Origin of the sequence: Terriglobus roseus DSM 18391, from assembly GCF_000265425.1 — a bacterium.
Lineage (GTDB): Bacteria > Acidobacteriota > Terriglobia > Terriglobales > Acidobacteriaceae > Terriglobus > Terriglobus roseus.
On the sequence record NC_018014.1, the window covers coordinates 4,003,443 to 4,019,309 of the forward strand.

Below are 15,867 nucleotides of genomic sequence, written 5' to 3' on the forward strand. Positions count from 1 at the left end.
GCAAAACAGGAAAGGCGCCCTTGTTGCGGGCGCCTTTCCTGTTTCCATCAAGATCAAACCAACCAGCAGTTAGCGGCTGCGACGTCCTGCGCCACCACCACTGCTGCTGCCGCCACCGCTACGACCGCCGCCACTGCCGCTGCCACCCGGGCGACGACGACCGAAGCCGCCACCGCTCGAAGAGCCGCCACCGTTACCGCCACGACCGCCGCTGCGCGAAGGGCGCGAGGGAACCGAGGTGTCCTGCAGGCCGCTGCCGTCGGGGCTGGTCTTCCATGCCCGCGTCTCCAGCGTCATCAGGTCGCCCGCCTTACCCGTATCGATCGGCGAGTTGCGCTCTTCCTTGGGCAGGTTCTTGTCCGTATCACGCCAGTCGAACTGGATCTTCAGTTCGCGCTCCATCTTGCGCGCATCGCTGCGCTCCTGGGGCATCACGAACGTGGTTGCAATACCCGTTGCAGACGCGCGGCCCGTACGGCCGATGCGGTGAATAAAGTCATCGCTCGCACCCGGCAGGTCGTAGTTGACGACGTGCGCAATGTGCTTGATGTCGATACCGCGAGCAGCAACGTCAGTTGCGACGAGGACGCGGCTCTTACCGCTGGAGAACGCCTTCAGTGCAGCCGAACGCTGCGACTGCGAACGATCGCCATGGATGATGCTGATATCGTGACCCAGCTTCTCCAGCTTGCGGCCGATACGGTCTGCACCGTGCTTCGTGCGCGAGAAGACAAGGTACGTGCCCGCCTCTTCGTTCAGCATCTTGTCCAGCAGACCCAGTTTCTGATCCTGCATGACGATGTGTGCACGAAGCTCAACGCGCTCGTTCGGCTTGGAGGTGGTGCCAATCTCAATGCGAACCGGCTTGTTCACGTAGTCGCGAACGATCTCGGTGATATTCGCATCCAGCGTGGCGGAGTAGCACATGGTCTGGCGCGTCTTCGGCAAAGCGCCCACAATGCGGCGGATCGCGGGCAGGAAGCCCATGTCCAGCATGCGATCGACTTCATCCAAGACGAGCATTTCCACGTTGCGCAGGCTGATCTCACCGCGCTTTAGGTAATCCTCAAGACGGCCGGGCGTTGCAACGACCAGGCGCGGTCCGCGACGCAGTGCGTCCAACTGTGCGCCTTCGCTCAGACCACCGCAGACAAGAACAGATTCGTGCTTCGCCTGGGGCTGGATCTTCGAGTAGTTCTCAAGCACCTGCATCGCCAGCTCGCGTGTCGGCAGCAGGATCAGCGAACGGATCGGCTTGATGGTGCGCTTGCCCTGCTGCACCGGTGCCGGCGCGGGATTCACATCCATGCGGTGAATCATCGGGATCAGGAAGCTCAGGGTCTTGCCGGTGCCGGTTGCGGCAGTCGCAAGAACATCGCGGCCTTCCAGAGCCGGGGGAATAGCCTTCGCCTGTACGGGCGTGGGCGTCACGTACTTCGCGACAGCCAGGCGATCCTTCAGCTGCTGCGAGATCGCAAAATCATTGAAGAAAACTTCAGGGGTCGTGGGGATTGCAGTGGTTACGGGTGCGACGATTTCAGCAACTGCAGTGTTTCCAGTGTTCAAAGGATCTTTCTTATGTATGCGGCGACGCGCTCCGTCATTGGGCGGCCTGCCTGCCAAATCGATGCTGTGATGCAGGTGTGTTCCGGCTCCCTTGGCGGGGGCGCAACACCATGGATCGCTTTCAGCATGAACCCGTTATGACTCGGAAGTCTTGGGCGCTGTGCTGCTGCAAGGGCGAGGTCCCTATCCTGCTTCTCTCTTACTGACACCGCTCGCGCAGTCTCATCTCAAGAGCCCAGGTGACCTTCAAAGCCAGAGCAACCAACGCTTCCCTCTCATATGTTCAAGGGATGGCATACAGCGGTGGGACAGAACATCGCAGTCTCTGGCCAGCCCCAATCCACATTGGGCCGTTCCCGCGACGTACAGAAGCAAATTGCCTCTAGGAAAAAGATTAACACAGAATGACAGCAATCAGACACTGGATGACTGCTGAGCCCTCTTCAGCCGAAGCTTGTGCATGCCCTCCGCTGGCTCTGAAACAAAGTTGATCACCTGGTTCGCCAACATCAGGCAGCGCGCAAGAAGTCCACGCTGACCCAACGGAACCTTCAGCGCCGGATACACAAACAACCAGAACAGCGGATTGAAACGGAAGAGCTCCCGCAGCGTCTTCTCTGCCTTTGGCAGACCATACCCGTCGTTCGCGCCCTGGTGCAGACGCATGTCCATCAGCATCGGAGGGAACCATTGCCGAAGCGTGTAGTTCGTCAGCATCCGCGCTAGGTCAGGCCGCTCCGTCAACAGCGTGCGTCCCACCTTCTGCAGGCTTCGGCCAAAGATCTCGGCAGCGTCGAAGTTCGAGTTCATGCTCCGCGCCGCAACAAACCGCTGCCACAAAACAAGACTCTGCCGATGCCCCTGGAACAATGGCAGGATCCAGCTCAACTGCAACAGCGCTGTCCCCTTGAAAGCCTCCGGAGGGTCCTTCATCAGCGTCTCAACCCGGTCCCGGTTCACAATGACCGCCGTGATAAACGCCATCGACGTATGCATGTTCAGCATCATCAGCCGTGCCGACGTCACGACCTCCGCACCGCGCCCATAGGGATCCGGCTGGTGCTCGGTACGCCAGTCCTGATAAAAGGCCTCAGGAACCACGTACACCATATCGAACTCCGCCTGCCGCAGCGGCGGTAGAAGCGCAGCCATCGTGCCGGGCCGCAGAATATCGTCATCGCCACAAAGCCAGAAATACTTCCCAGTCGCCTGCCGATAGCAGAAACAGAAATTCGCATCCGAACCGATGTTCTCTGCCTGACGAACAACACGGAAACGCCCACCCACCGGAAGGACCTCAGCAAGCATCTCCGCGGTATCGTCCGGCGAAGCGTTATCCGAGATCAGCAACTCCACGTCGTTCGCCGATTCAATCTGCGGAAGCAACGCCTCCAGAAACTCACGAAGATACCGCGAGCGATTGTAAGTCGGAATCGCAATCGTAAGCAGTGGCCGCTCGGTATAGGTTGTCGACGTCATGTCCTGCTCATCCTCATTCAGAGCGTTCATTGCTACCGCGTCTCCGTCGCAACTTGTCGACCGTATCGCCCGGCAGCAACAACCAATCGATCATCTTGTTGACTACGAGCGAGCCCTGAAGATAGCGCCTGGCTGCAGGTAACGGTAGCTCCAGCACCGGCCAGGTGAACAACCAGAAACGAAAGTTAGAGCCAAAGAGTCGACGCAACGTATCGCCGCTGCCGCTGCCCTCCACGCCCGTCCGCTGGTTCTTTTCGGAGCGTTCGCGCAGTTCGACCAGCGTCGCAGGAAACCAGCGTCGCAAAGCAAAATTCTTGAAGATGTCCGCAATCTCAGAGTGATCCGGCAACAACCGGGCGACAACCGAGAGGAATCGTTCGCCAAAGACATCCGCAACGTTGTAGCCGCCGCTGTTCATCGCGCGACCGACCACCAGGCGCTGCCACAACACAAGGCTGCGCCTATGATCCCGAAGCAACGGCAGACACCAGCTCAACTGCGTCAGGTTAGTCCCTTCGAACGCCTTGGGGCTCTCAGCGCCCATCGTCAGCAGTCGATCGCGGTTGGAGATATAACCCGTGATGAAAGTAATGCCGACATTAATCAGTCGCGCAATATGCCTGGCCGAGTGGATCTCCTGCGCACCTCTTCCAAACGGATCGGGCGCCCACTCCTTGCGCCAGTCGCTATAGAAGGTCGCCGGCGCCAGGAACACCAGGTCATACTCCGCAGCTTTCAACGAATCCAGAATGACCGTCAGACTCCCCTTGCGGAGAATGTCATCGTCACCAAACAGCCAGAAATACTTTCCCCGGGCATGCTCGAAGCACCAGATAAAATTCCGGTCCGAGCCAATGTTCTCAGGCTGACGGGTCACCCGTATCGGCACAGGTGACGCAGCAACAGCAGCCTCCAGCACTTGGGGAGTATCGTCGGTCGACGCGTTATCACTGACCACCAACTCGATCTCATCGGCACGCCCCGACGCACTCAGCTCTGCAAGCTGCGGCAGCAACTCTTGCAGGAACTCATCCAGAAATCGGGCACGGTTGTAGGTGGGCACGGCAAGAGTCAGCAGCGGCTTTGCCTGCTCGGCCATCTCAGGCATGCCAAAGCTTCCTGTATTTGTTGAAGGTGTACAGGCCTAGGCCAACCCCGACAACAATCGTCACGGCCAGGAAGCCTGCCGTCATTCCAGTAGGCCCGTAGAGCCGTCCCAGATAAATAGTCGATGCGCCAATCAGTAGTCCGCCCAGGACAGAGTTCAACAGGAACTTCTCCTGCTTATGGGCACGCAGATACAGTGCCAGTGAACTCACGAATTGATTCAGGCACATCGTCGCCAGCAGCAAAGCCAGCGGCAGCGGCGGTAGCATGCGCTGCGCAATGGCTGCGCCATGCCGGTTCAACATCACTACAAGGGTCCACAGCGCCAGCGATCCACTCACGCACAACAACATCGTCTGTGCCAGCGAACGGAAAAACGTCCGGTCCAACAAGGCAAACTCACGCCTGGCGATCATCGCGCCAAACGGTGCCGCCTTTGTATTGATCCACGAGATAGCCACTGCGGAAATGGCATTGCTCATGTTGATGGACATGCCCATGCGCCCTGCAGCCACCGGACCGTGAAACTTCAGAAGGACAGGATTGAACAGCTGGAAGATAAGAAATCCAGAGGCATAGGAAACAGCAATACGCCATTGGAAGGGCCAGACCTCGGTGGCCCAACTGATCTTTGACTCGCCCGGCGAATGCCGCAGAAGACCGAGCAACAGGCGGCGATGCCGGAAGAGAAACGTAAATCCCACCACAGCATTACCCGCGATCACGAGCGCCGGCGCATATAAGCCATGGTGCAGTGCCAACGCACTCCATGCCATCAGCGAACCGGTCATGGCCTGCCACCAACGGATACCGGCGACGCGTCCCACCATGCCGCAGCCTTCCAGGAATGAGAAGACCGGATCCATTTGAAACGTGACGCAGGTAGCCAGCACAACGCAGATCCAAGGGCCATGCCACGCCGCGGACTCGCCACCAGGGCTCGTCAGAAAGAAATGCCACCCTAACGGCATCAGCACGGCGCCCATCAGCACGCCGGCCACGCCATACCAGAGAACCGCTTTCTGAAGCACCGACGCCAGCCGGGCATGTGTGTGGGTCGCGCCGCGAATCTCGCCCTTCGGATCGATCTCCAGGTGCGCCGCCTCGTGACTTGCCAACTGCAGAATCACGACGGAAAAGCCCAATTCAAAGATGATCTGGAGCGCAACCAGTGAACCGAACGTGTAGTAATACCCCTGATCGGACCGGCTCAGCGTTCGTGCGATCAAAGCCACCGTGATCAGGCCGGCAAGTGAACCCCAGCCACGCGCCAGGATCGTATAACCGATCGCACGATCAATGCCAGTCGCCGCCAGCGCCCGCCTCAAAAGAGTCGGCGTCACAGGAGGATCAACGGATGCGGGGGGAGTTACTGTCTCGGCTTCAGGAATTGGCATAGGGCGTTAAACCGCCCGAGGCGGGTATGGGCCTATGGTACCAGCGCCACGTGGCCGTCGCATCGTGTCCGCTCCGCCCGCTTCGCCTCTGCACGCAACAACCCTCGTTACTATAGAAGGGTGCCGGGCCTGTCATCTGTGCTGCCGATCAACCCGCAAATCGTTGCCGTCGTTGTGCTTTACCGCATGACCGCGGATGAGAGTCCGTCCTTCCACTCCATACAGGCCTGCCGCGCCGCCACGCCAGAACTCGCCAGCGCATACGAAGTAATGGTGTGGGATAACACGCCCGGCGAACGAGCCTCCCTATCGGACTTCGCCGGCCATTACGTCCACGACGGCAGTAACCCCGGCCTAGCCGCCGCTTACAACGCAGCCCTTGCGCATGCAACGGAACGGGGAGCGCCCTGGCTCCTGCTACTCGATCAGGACACAGTCGTCACCGAACAATTCTTGGCAGAGGCGCTCTCCCTCTCGCAGACATCCCGTGCAGGCGTGCTCGTCCCTCGACTTACATGGCAGGGCCGCACCCTGTCGCCCTTCCGCCCCATCATCGTCGGACCACCGGTTCCCTTGGAAGACTCTGTGCTCGGCGAATGGCACGAACCTCTGCAAGCCTTCAACTCCGGCGCAGTCTTCTCGGTCCAGCAGCTACAGCAGGCTGGCGGTTTTGATTCCGACTTCCCCATCGACTATCTCGATCACGCCACCTTCACAAGACTTCAGTCCCGCGGCGGTCGCATCCACGTTCTGCACGCTCGCCTCGAGCACGCCCTCGCATCACAGGCACCGGGCCCTTTAAGCGACGGCGCATTACGCCGTGAGCGCGACATCCTCGCAGGCGAACAGCGCTACTTCCGCAAGTACGGCACCACCGAAGAAAAACGTCTCTTCAAGATTCGTCTGCTCCGGCGCGCCGCCAGCGTCCTCTTTCACAAACATGATCTGCGCAATGCAACGATGATCCTGAAGACCGTTCTGGGGCTAACACCATGACCATGCAGGAACCCTTGATCGAAGTCCTTCTCGCCACCTACAACGGCGCACGCTTCCTGCGCGAACAGATCGAGTCGGTGTTGTCGCAGGAGAAAGTCTCCGTTCGCATTCTCGCCCGCGACGACGGCTCAAACGACGGCACACAGAAGATCCTCGCCGACTACGCGACCTGGTACCCCGACAACTTCCGCGTCGTACACGATGCACTCCGCACCGGCACCGCCCGCGGTAACTTCGGACTGCTTCTACAAACAACAGATGCAGACTACGCGGCCTTCTGCGATCAGGACGATGTATGGCTGCCCAACAAACTGCACTACAGCATGGCCGCCATGCGCATGTTGGAAAGCAGGCACGGCGCACACACACCGCTGCTCGTCTATACAGACCTGCGCGTCGTCAACGAGCGTCTGCAAACCGTAAGCGACTCGCTATGGCAAAGCAACAGCCTCGCAAACGTTCAGACTCCGTCGTTCGCTGAGCTGCTGACAGAGAACGTCGTCACCGGCTGCACAGCACTCTTGAACCGCGCCCTGATTGACCGCATGAAGACCATGCCAGCCACCGCGCAGATGCACGATCACTGGGCCGCCCTGATCGCCAGTAGCCTCGGCGCCATGGCCGCCGTGCCGCAGCCGACCGTGCTCTATCGACAGCACGCCAGCAACGTTGTCGGCGCCATCGTCTCCCAAAGCTCCTTCTCCGCAAAGGTCGCTCGTTTCCTAAGCAAAGAAGGCGTCGCTGCACGTCACAAGCAAGCCGTCGCAGATCGCGCGCAGGCTCGCTCGCTCTTGGAACTGCACGGAATCGAAATGCCGAACGAGCGCCGCAAGATCGTTGAAGGCTTCCTCGCCATGGAAGACCTCTCGCGCATCCAGCGCCTTCGAACAACTTCCAGCCTCGGCCTGTGGCGTCCTGACAGGCAACGCCGCATCGCCCAGCTACTCGACTTACTCCGCAAAAAGTAAGTGAGCCGACGCGTATCGGCTCACTTACATTCCTGCACAAATAGGCTCAGTTACTGACTCGCTGAAAAGTCAGATATGACAAGCCACCATGCCACGCTTCTCAAGATATTTCTGGTGATACTCCTCCGCCTTCCAGAAAGTACCTGCAGGCTCCACCGTGGTGGCAATCGGGCTGCGAAAGACGCCTGCCGCATTCAATTCTGAAATCTTCTCCCGCGCCTCGCGCTTCTGCGCATCGTCATGGACAAAGACGGCGCTTCGATACTGCGTTCCCCAGTCTGGCCCTTGACGGTTCAGCTGCGTCGGATCATGCAGGGAAAAGAACTGATCCAACAACGCGTCATAACTCAAACGCGACGGATCAAACGTCACCTGCACCACCTCCGCATGCCCCGTACTGTCGGTGCAAACATCGTTGTACGTCGGGTGATCGATCGTGCCACCCTCATAACCTACTGCCGTTTCCAGAACTCCAGGAATCTCATCCAGGCGTGCTTCCACACCCCAGAAGCATCCTGCAGCAAATGTTGCGATTGCCTTTGCCACTACAACTACCTCCTGCTGCCGTAATGCAACCTTGCGGGCACAACTCCGGCACACGCATTTTGATGCCACAGGCAGTCATTTGTCATCCACTTCTACGGTGAAAAGACGATGAGTGACCGGAGAGCGCACGGACGCGCAACCGCTGCTATCGTGAGCAAGACGGCATGCCTTTTTCGTTATGCCCGGAGGACGACATTGGATAGACGGAAGTTCATGGCAACGGCAGCCGCGTCGCTGCCCGCAATGGCAATGGTTGAGGGAAGAGCAATGGCGCAGGCACCAGCCACAACATCAAGGGAGTACTATCAACTCCGTCGTTACGAACTCCGTAACGGGCCGCAAACTGCCCTCGTGCAGGACTACTTCGCACACGCCTTGATCCCCGCGCTCAACCGCATGGGCATCGACCGCGTCGGCACCTTCAAGATCGACATCGGACCAGAGACGCCGACCTACTACGCGCTCATCCCATCCACCTCGGCAGAGACCCTGCTCACCCTCGACATGCGTCTGCCCGACGATGCAGAGTTCAGCAAGGCAGCCGCCGCGTTCTGGGCAGCGCCCGCGTCCGCCACGGCCTTCCAGCGGTCGGAAGTTTCCATGATGGGCGCCTTCAACGGCTTCCCCAAGCTCATCGCACCCAAACCCACCAAGCGCATCTTCCAGCTCCGCACCTATGAGAGCCCAAGCTACGCCGCACACGCGAAGAAGGTCGCCATGTTCGAAGGTGGCGAGATCGCCATCTTCCAGAAGTCAGGCCTCACGCCCGTCTTCTTCGGCCACAATCTCGCCGGCACGCGCCTGCCCTCACTCACCTACATGATCACCTTTCCGGATCTCCCCACACTCAGCGCCAACTGGTCCGCCTTTGGCAGCTCGCCCGAGTGGAAAGAGCTCTCCCATCGTCCGGGCAACACCGACGCCGACATCGTCAACAACATCACCAACCTGTACCTCAGCCCACTCGCGTCGTCGCAGATTTAGTTGACGCCCGCCATCGGCTGCATGCATCTGCTGAACATGAGCATGATGCATGCAGCCCTTGTCGACAGCTTCGGAGTTCCCCCACGCTACGGCGAAATCGCACAGCCCGAACCAGCAGAAGACGACGTCCTCATCCGCGTCAAAGCCGCCGCACTCACCAACCTCGTTCGCGGTCAGGCAAGCGGCACCCACTACAGCTCTGAGCCCGTCTTCCCCGCCGTCCCCGGCAATGATGGCGTAGGTCTCATGCCAGACGGCACGCGAGTCTACTTCGTCGGTCCCGAAACCGGCTCCATGGCCGAATGGACCGTAGTCGACCGCAGACGCACCATCCCTCTTCCCGACTCCCTCGACGACGTCACCGCCGCAGCGCTCGGCAACCCCGGACTCGCCACATGGGGCTCACTGCTCGGCCGCGCAAAATTCCAGGCCGGCGAAGCCGTCCTCATCAACGGCGCCACCGGCACCGCAGGCCGCCAGGCCATCCAGGTCGCAAAGTACCTCGGAGCCTCCCGCATCGTCGCAACCGGCCGCGATGAAGCAGCCCTCGAAGGCCTCCGCGATCTGGGCGCAACCGAAACCATCTCCCTTAACGGCACCGATGAAGAACTCAGCAGCCGCTTCGCACCCGTCGTTCAGGGCGGCGGCATTCAGGTCGTCCTCGACTACCTCTGGGGTCCGTCAGCGCTCGCAATCCTCACAGCATGCGGAGGCCACGGCTCCCTGCGCGGCGAACCACGCATCCGCTTCGTGCAGATCGGCGCCATCAGCGGCCGCACCCTCCCACTCCCCGCCGACATTCTCCGCTCCTCCGGCGTAGAGATCCTAGGCAGCGGCCTCGGCAGCCTCTCCGCAGCCGCCATCCTCGAATCACTGCGAACCATGTACCAAGCCGCAGCCACAACCAGGTTCGTCATCGACACAGAAGCCGTACCACTCAGCGAAGTCACCGCCGCATGGACAAGCGACACAGGCAACCGCCGCCTGGTCTTCATCCCTTGATCGCTCGCAAGAGTTGACGTTGCAGTCTTTCGGAGGGGCATGGCTTCAGCCATGCCAACACACCCCACAAATGAAATCGGCTTTAGCCACTGAGGGATCCCTCAATATCTAAAGCCGATTACTCTTCACTACTGAACCGGCGTCCTAGAACCGAGGCCGAGCCCCCCGCGAACCGGTCTTCTGTCCCGTTTGCTTCAATTTCGCGGCGTCCGGCAGCTTATGCTTCCGCTCCACCTTCTTACCGGCGGCAGCGCGGCCCAGGGCCATCACCTCACCCGGCGTCAGCTCACGAAACTCACCCGTTGGAACATCCAGCACCAGCGCGCCATAGCCAATGCGGCGAATCTTCTCGACGTGGTGACCGATCTCCTCGAACATCTTGCGCAACTGCCGATTGCGGCCTTCCGTAAGCGTGACCTCATACCAGGGGTTCTCACCACCACGCGCCAGCTCAACCTTCGCAGGAGCCGTCAACACACGATCCCGGCGCTCCCCACGAGTCTCCGCCAGACGGCCGCGATCGATCATCACACCCGTCCGAAGCTGGTTCACAGCATCCTCCGTCGGACGTCCCGCAACCTTCACCAGGTAGGTCTTCTCAACCGAGTTCGCAGCCTTCGACAACGAGTTCGCCAGCTCGCCATCGTTCGTCATCAGCAGCAAACCCTCCGAGTTGTAATCCAGACGCCCCACGGGATACAGCCGCACATCCAGCTTCTTACCCGACAACCGAGCGGACTCCTTCAACAGGTCGACCACCGTATCGCGACGCTCCGGATCTTCCATAGTCGTCACATAGCCGCGCGGCTTGTTCACCATGAAGTAGCGATGCTCCTGCGGCCCCTGCAACAACTTGCCGTCCACACGAACGTGATCCTTCGCAGCATCCGCGCGAGTACCCAGTTCCGTAATGACCGTGCCGTTCACCTGGACGCGGCCTTCCAGGATCAGCTCCTCAGCCTTGCGGCGAGAAGCAATTCCAGCATCCGCCAGAATCTTCTGCAAACGCGTGCCCGCAGGCTTTTCCGGCTCGCTAGCCTTTAGCTTCTTCGAAGCCTTCGACGTGATCTTCTTCACTTCCGGCGTCTTCGCCACCTTCGTCTGTGGCACGTACAGCGGCTTGTCCTTCGTCGCCCTGGTCTTCATCATTCCCTCCCGCTGCGCTCTCCGCAGTGGATTCCTCGTTATCGTTCGTTGTCGTATCTACCGGCGTCTCATCCGACGCCGCAATCTCATCCGGCACAGCACTCTCATCCGCAGTAGCGTCGTCGTCGGAAGACGCATCCTCACGCTCGCCCACCGGCTCATTCACATCGCGAATCATCTCCGCATCGCCGCGTGCATTCGCCTCTTCGATCAGGCCTTCCGCTCCGCCTTCCATCGGCAGATCTTCCTGCTCGGCAAGCTCACCCGCCATGCGCTCAAACTCTTCCATCGACGGCAGCTCATTTACGTCCTTCAGACCAAACCGCAACAGGAAATCCCGCGTCGTCTTGTACAGCATCGGCCGGCCGATCACCTGCTTACGGCCCGCCGTCGCAATCAGCTTGCGCGTCATCAGACCGCCCAGCACACCCGCCGAATCCACACCGCGAATCTCAGAGATCTCGGCTGCCGTCACCGGCTGCTTGTAAGCCACAACCGCCAGCGTCTCCAGCGCCGGCAGCGTCAGCTTCAACGCCGGCTTCAAACTCTTCACAAACCCGCGCACAGCATCGTGATACTCGGGCTTCGTGCCCATGCGAAACCCACTCGCAACCTCGCGGATCTCAATCCCGCGATCGCTGTCCGCATACTCGCGGATCAGGCTGTCACACACACGACGGATATGGTCCCGCACCGCGCGCTCACGATCCCGCTGGCGACGCTTCTCAGCCTCGGTATCCGGCTTCGCCTCAACATCAGCGCCACCCTCCGGGCCCTCATCCGCAGCAACGGGCGAATCCTCCGCAGGAGCATCATCGGCGGAAGCATCAGCAGCAGATGCACCATCATCAGCAGGAGCATCCTCAGCCGCAGGAGCATCCTCCGCAGGGATAGCACCTTCGGATTCCGCACTCGCGCCATCCTCAGAAGCCTCAGCCTCAACAACCACAGGCGCATCCACAGCCTCGTCGGTCGAAGCAGCAGGTGCAGCACCGGCCACCTCGCCCTCATCGACAGCCAACTCCTCCGCCGACGCAGCCTCGTCAGACTCCCGTGTGCCGGCCTCGACAACGCTGCGACCCACCTGCTCCGGCTCGCCATCCAGTGGAAGCGACGCCTGGTTCGCTGCAATCTCGTCCAACTCCGACTGCGCTTCGCCCGCCAGCAATCCCACAAGCTGCTGCAGCGTGACAGGTTCTTCTGAGGCGTAGATGACTGCTTCGATCTTGGACTTGAGGCTCATTCGTTCGGGTTTGCGCTCGTCTGTAGGTTCGTCCGGCTCGGTTCGCGGGGCCTAAAGCAGTGTACCTGCCCGCACCCGCCGAAACAGCGGGATCTTCCCCGGCGACCTCGATGCACGCATCGCTTCCGCCCCGAAACCACTCTGCTAGCCTGACCGAATGAACCGCCGGGACTTCCTAGCCGCATCCGCAGCCGTACTCGCCACCGTACGCGACAGCAGCGCATTCGCCGCCAGCGAACCCCTCTTCCGCACCGGCAATGCCCGCTGGCAGTCCACCTACGATGCCGCGCTCCGCGTCCTCGCCGGCAACATACAGGTCATGCCGCGCTTCCCCGGCCCCGTCCTCATCGAAGGCTCCTCCTACGCAGGCATCTGGATGGAGTGCGGCCCGCACGAGGCCCTCCTCTACCGCAGCTTCCGACCCGACGCCGCACGCAACAGCCACCTCACCTTCTTCGCGCTGCAGAAGGAAGACGGCCAGCTCCCCGCCAACAACAAGGCCACCGCAGCTTCACCCGGCTGGGCGCAGATCCAGATGGTCGTCCCCATCGCCGCCACCGCATGGGAACTCGCCAGAACCACCGGCGACCACGAACTCCTCGAAAAGGCCTACATCGCCTGCTCCCGCTGGGACGACTGGCTCATGCGCCACCGCAACACCCGCGGCACCGGCCTCGTCGAAGGCTTCTGCACCTACGACACCGGCATGGACAACAGCCCACGCTGGCATGGCATGCCCAACGCCTGCCCGGACGGCAGCGCCCGCAACCTCCCACGCGTCGCCTCACTCCCGCGCCTCTGCCCAGACCTCTCCGCAACCACCTACGGCGCCCGAGTCGCCCTCGCGGCCATGGCACAGGCACTCGGCAAAGCATCCGAAGCCAGCATGTGGCAACAGAAGGCCGCAACCATCCGCCAGCTCATTCTCGACAAGCTCTACGTCGCGGAAGACACCGCCTTCTACGACCTCGACGCGCAGAACAACTTCGTCAAGATCAACTGCGACATCCTCTCCCGCGTCTGCAGCGAACACGTCCCCGACCAGCGCCTCTTCGACACGCTGTGGCAGCGGCAGATCCACCGCCCGCAGGGCTTCTGGCCGCAGTTCCCATTGCCATCCTCCGCAATCGACGAACCCACCTTCGTCCGCCCCATCCCGCGAAACTCCTGGGGCGGAGCATCGCAGGCCCTCACCGCCATGCGCGCCCCGCGCTGGATGGACCACTACGGCCGCTCCGCCGACTTCGCCCACATGATGGATCAGTGGTGCGAAGCACTCCAGCGCGACAGCACCTTCCGCCAGGGCATCGACCCCCTCACCGGAACCTTCTCTCCCGACGAAGCACCGAAATACTCCCCCGCTGCACTCGTCATGACCACCTACACATGGCGCCTCGCCGGCACGCACGACGAAGGCGACGAAATCTGGTGGAACATCCGCGCCGGTCATCCAGCAGCACAGGACGCCACCTTCCGCATGAAGACCGACAACGGCAAAATCGCCGAAATGCACTACACCGGCAAGGCCGCGACCCTGTCGCTGAACGGCAAGCAGATCGCAACCATTGCGAGTGAGGGAACCCGGTTAATCACAACGAAAGACGGCACGCCAAAGGCACTCGTCGGCATCAACAACCGCAGCGCAACAACGAACGTAAGCCTGCACATATCTGGCAAAGCAACGTCGCAGCGGTCACTGCAAGCCGATGAACATATGAATCTGAAGCCTTAGTGCAATCGTGATTTTGTAGCTCATCGCTTCTTTCTTCGCGGATGGAAGAGAGGGCGGGCTGTATCGCGTCCACGTGCAGCGGGCTGTAGGCCCGCGACTTCCCAGCCCAGGGCGAAGGCCTGGGTCTCTTCCACGCGGCAATGCAGCGGGCTGTAGGCCCGCGACTTCCCAGCCCAGGGCGAAGCCCTGGGTCTCTTCCAAGCGGCAATGCAGCGGGCTGTAGGCCCGCGACTTCCCAGCCCAGGGCGAAGCCCTGGGTCTCTTCCACGCGGCAATGCAGCGGGCTGTAGGCCCGCGACTTCCTAGCCCAGGGCGAAGCCCTGGGTCCTCCCGCGTTGTAAGCGCAGCGAGCTGTAGGCCCGCGACAAAGGTACGGCGACCTTACTCACCTAACGGACGGCGAAACAATTGTGCAGGGACCCAACGGAACGCCGCCTGTCGAACGGCCTAGCGCCAGTCGTCCCGCATACGTTCCTGGTGCGCCAGAACCTCATCAAACTCATCGGTCTTCTTGATCAGAATGTCGCCGAACTTATCCGACTGCCGCAGCAGAATCGCCTGAAGCCGCACCAGCTCCAGCATCGCCAGGAACATACAGATCAAAGCCTGTTGCGAGTGCGTATTCTGCAGCAGCTTCCGCAGACTCGTCGGCTTGTCTTCCAGCATCAGGCGACGCTTCGTGTACTCGATCATCTGCGCCACGGTCACCGTCTCTTCGTTCACGTTCAGCACAGGGCGCTTGCGCAAACGCTCGATGATCTCGCCAAACACACGCACCAGGTCCGTCGTGTCTGCGTCAATCTCCCGCTCGGCAACAACCTGTTCCTTGAACTCGCGAATCCCCGGCGTCGTCCACGTCGCATCTTCAATCTGCTGCTTCTGCATCAGCATCTGCGCCGCAGCCTTGAAGCGCTCATGCTCCAGCAGCCGCTCCACCAGCTCTCGCCGCGGATCCTCAATGTCACCCGCAGCAATGCCGCTCGCCTCACGCGGCAACAGCATCTTGCTCTTGATGTGGATCAGCAACGCGGCCGTGTAAATGAAATCACCGGCAGAATCGACGTCGGTCTGCTTCAGCGTCTCCGTATAAGCCAGAAACTGCTCCGTCAGACGCGCAATCGGGATGTCGTAGATGTCGATCGACTGCCGCCGGATCAGGTCCAGCAACAGGTCCAGCGGGCCGTCATAGACAGCACCCACCGTCAGCAAAAAAGGCGACTGGGAAGCCTCTTCCTTCGGCGGCGCAGGCTCACGCTTCTTCGGCTGCTTCACCGGCTCCGGAGTGGGAGGCGACTGCAGCACCAGTGGCTCCGCCACAGGGCCCTGCGGCTCCGCAGCCGAAACCTCGGCCACCGCGCTTCCCTGCTCTTCGAGTTCGGTCGTAGTCTCGCTCACCGTACTCAAGTATCGCGCACCACGCCGCCGACAACGAAAACAACCCTGAGGAAAGCAGGGGACAAAACTCCCCTGCGCTCCCTCAGAACTGCTTACTCAGCCGTAGCAGCAATGTTCGGAACGTCTTCCTGATCGCCCTCGGGCGTAAAGTTGCTATTCGGAACCTGATCGCTCAGGTCAACGGTCCCCTGCGGCGCCAGATTGCTGTGCGCAGCGCGATCCGCATCCATCGCAGGCGCAGGCGTAGGTTGATTCGGTACGGGCTTCTCGTCAGTCAATCCAGACATCGTGTCGTCTCCTGCCTGT

General features: G+C 60.8%; 14 protein-coding genes. 5 read left to right on the top strand and 9 right to left on the bottom strand.

Annotation, left to right across the window (positions count from 1 at the left end):
• Positions 1-69 precede the first annotated feature (69 nt).
• The 4 genes from TERRO_RS16390 to TERRO_RS16405 all read right to left on the bottom strand — a co-directional run bounded on the left by TERRO_RS16390 (position 70) and on the right by TERRO_RS16405 (position 5,549).
• Positions 70-1,566 (bottom strand): DEAD/DEAH box helicase, encoded by a 1,497-nt coding sequence (locus TERRO_RS16390; protein WP_014786814.1) that lies wholly within the window; start codon positions 1,564-1,566, stop codon positions 70-72.
• Positions 1,567-1,980: 414 nt separating this feature from the next.
• Complete coding sequence (locus TERRO_RS16395) at positions 1,981-3,075, bottom strand: glycosyltransferase family 2 protein (RefSeq protein WP_014786815.1); 1,095 nt, start codon at positions 3,073-3,075, stop codon at positions 1,981-1,983.
• Positions 3,059-4,153, bottom strand: a complete 1,095-nt coding sequence (locus tag TERRO_RS16400; RefSeq protein ID WP_014786816.1) for a glycosyltransferase family 2 protein — start codon at positions 4,151-4,153, stop codon at positions 3,059-3,061. Before TERRO_RS16400 ends, TERRO_RS16395 begins: the two co-directional genes overlap by 17 nt.
• Positions 4,146-5,549 carry a polysaccharide biosynthesis protein gene (locus TERRO_RS16405; protein ID WP_014786817.1) on the bottom strand — a complete coding sequence of 468 codons (1,404 nt, stop codon included), beginning with the start codon at positions 5,547-5,549 and terminating at the stop codon, positions 4,146-4,148. The genes TERRO_RS16400 and TERRO_RS16405 overlap by 8 nt, the downstream gene beginning before the upstream one ends.
• Positions 5,550-5,669: 120 nt before the next feature.
• Here TERRO_RS16405 and TERRO_RS16410 point away from each other — a divergent pair, with 120 nt between their 5' ends.
• The gene (locus TERRO_RS16410) at positions 5,670-6,545 is read left to right on the top strand and encodes a glycosyltransferase (RefSeq protein WP_014786818.1); all 876 of its coding nucleotides are present in this window, start codon (positions 5,670-5,672) and stop codon (positions 6,543-6,545) included.
• Positions 6,546-6,559: 14 nt separating this feature from the next.
• Positions 6,560-7,513 (top strand): glycosyltransferase family 2 protein, encoded by a 954-nt coding sequence (locus tag TERRO_RS16415; RefSeq protein ID WP_157178414.1) that lies wholly within the window; start codon positions 6,560-6,562, stop codon positions 7,511-7,513.
• Positions 7,514-7,582: 69 nt separating this feature from the next.
• On the opposite strand, the gene msrA is transcribed toward TERRO_RS16415, so the two are convergent.
• Complete coding sequence (msrA, locus tag TERRO_RS16420; protein ID WP_014786820.1) at positions 7,583-8,059, bottom strand: peptide-methionine (S)-S-oxide reductase MsrA; 477 nt, start codon at positions 8,057-8,059, stop codon at positions 7,583-7,585.
• Positions 8,060-8,272: 213 nt separating this feature from the next.
• On the opposite strand from msrA, the gene TERRO_RS16425 reads away from it, so the two are divergent.
• Both TERRO_RS16425 and TERRO_RS16430 read left to right on the top strand, forming a co-directional pair.
• On the top strand, positions 8,273-9,043 hold the full coding sequence (locus TERRO_RS16425) for an NIPSNAP family protein (protein ID WP_245536128.1): 771 nt from the start codon (positions 8,273-8,275) through the stop codon (positions 9,041-9,043).
• On the top strand, positions 9,044-10,045 hold the full coding sequence (locus TERRO_RS16430) for a quinone oxidoreductase family protein (RefSeq protein ID WP_217164381.1): 1,002 nt from the start codon (positions 9,044-9,046) through the stop codon (positions 10,043-10,045).
• A 144-nt stretch (positions 10,046-10,189) separates the two neighbouring features.
• On the opposite strand, the gene TERRO_RS16435 is transcribed toward TERRO_RS16430, so the two are convergent.
• Both TERRO_RS16435 and scpB read right to left on the bottom strand, forming a co-directional pair.
• Positions 10,190-11,122 (bottom strand): pseudouridine synthase, encoded by a 933-nt coding sequence (locus tag TERRO_RS16435; RefSeq protein WP_014786823.1) that lies wholly within the window; start codon positions 11,120-11,122, stop codon positions 10,190-10,192.
• Positions 11,079-12,434: an SMC-Scp complex subunit ScpB gene (gene scpB / locus TERRO_RS16440; RefSeq protein ID WP_014786824.1), complete on the bottom strand. Its 1,356-nt coding sequence runs from the start codon at positions 12,432-12,434 to the stop codon at positions 11,079-11,081. Before scpB ends, TERRO_RS16435 begins: the two co-directional genes overlap by 44 nt.
• A 157-nt stretch (positions 12,435-12,591) precedes the next feature.
• On the opposite strand from scpB, the gene TERRO_RS16445 reads away from it, so the two are divergent.
• Positions 12,592-14,166 (top strand): MGH1-like glycoside hydrolase domain-containing protein, encoded by a 1,575-nt coding sequence (locus tag TERRO_RS16445; RefSeq protein ID WP_014786825.1) that lies wholly within the window; start codon positions 12,592-12,594, stop codon positions 14,164-14,166.
• Positions 14,167-14,613: 447 nt separating this feature from the next.
• On the opposite strand, the gene TERRO_RS16450 is transcribed toward TERRO_RS16445, so the two are convergent.
• Positions 14,614-15,561: a segregation and condensation protein A gene (locus tag TERRO_RS16450; protein ID WP_245536130.1), complete on the bottom strand. Its 948-nt coding sequence runs from the start codon at positions 15,559-15,561 to the stop codon at positions 14,614-14,616.
• A gap of 92 nt (positions 15,562-15,653) precedes the next feature.
• The gene (locus TERRO_RS16455) at positions 15,654-15,848 is read right to left on the bottom strand and encodes a hypothetical protein (RefSeq protein ID WP_014786827.1); all 195 of its coding nucleotides are present in this window, start codon (positions 15,846-15,848) and stop codon (positions 15,654-15,656) included.
• Between the last annotated feature and the right edge of the window lie 19 nt (positions 15,849-15,867).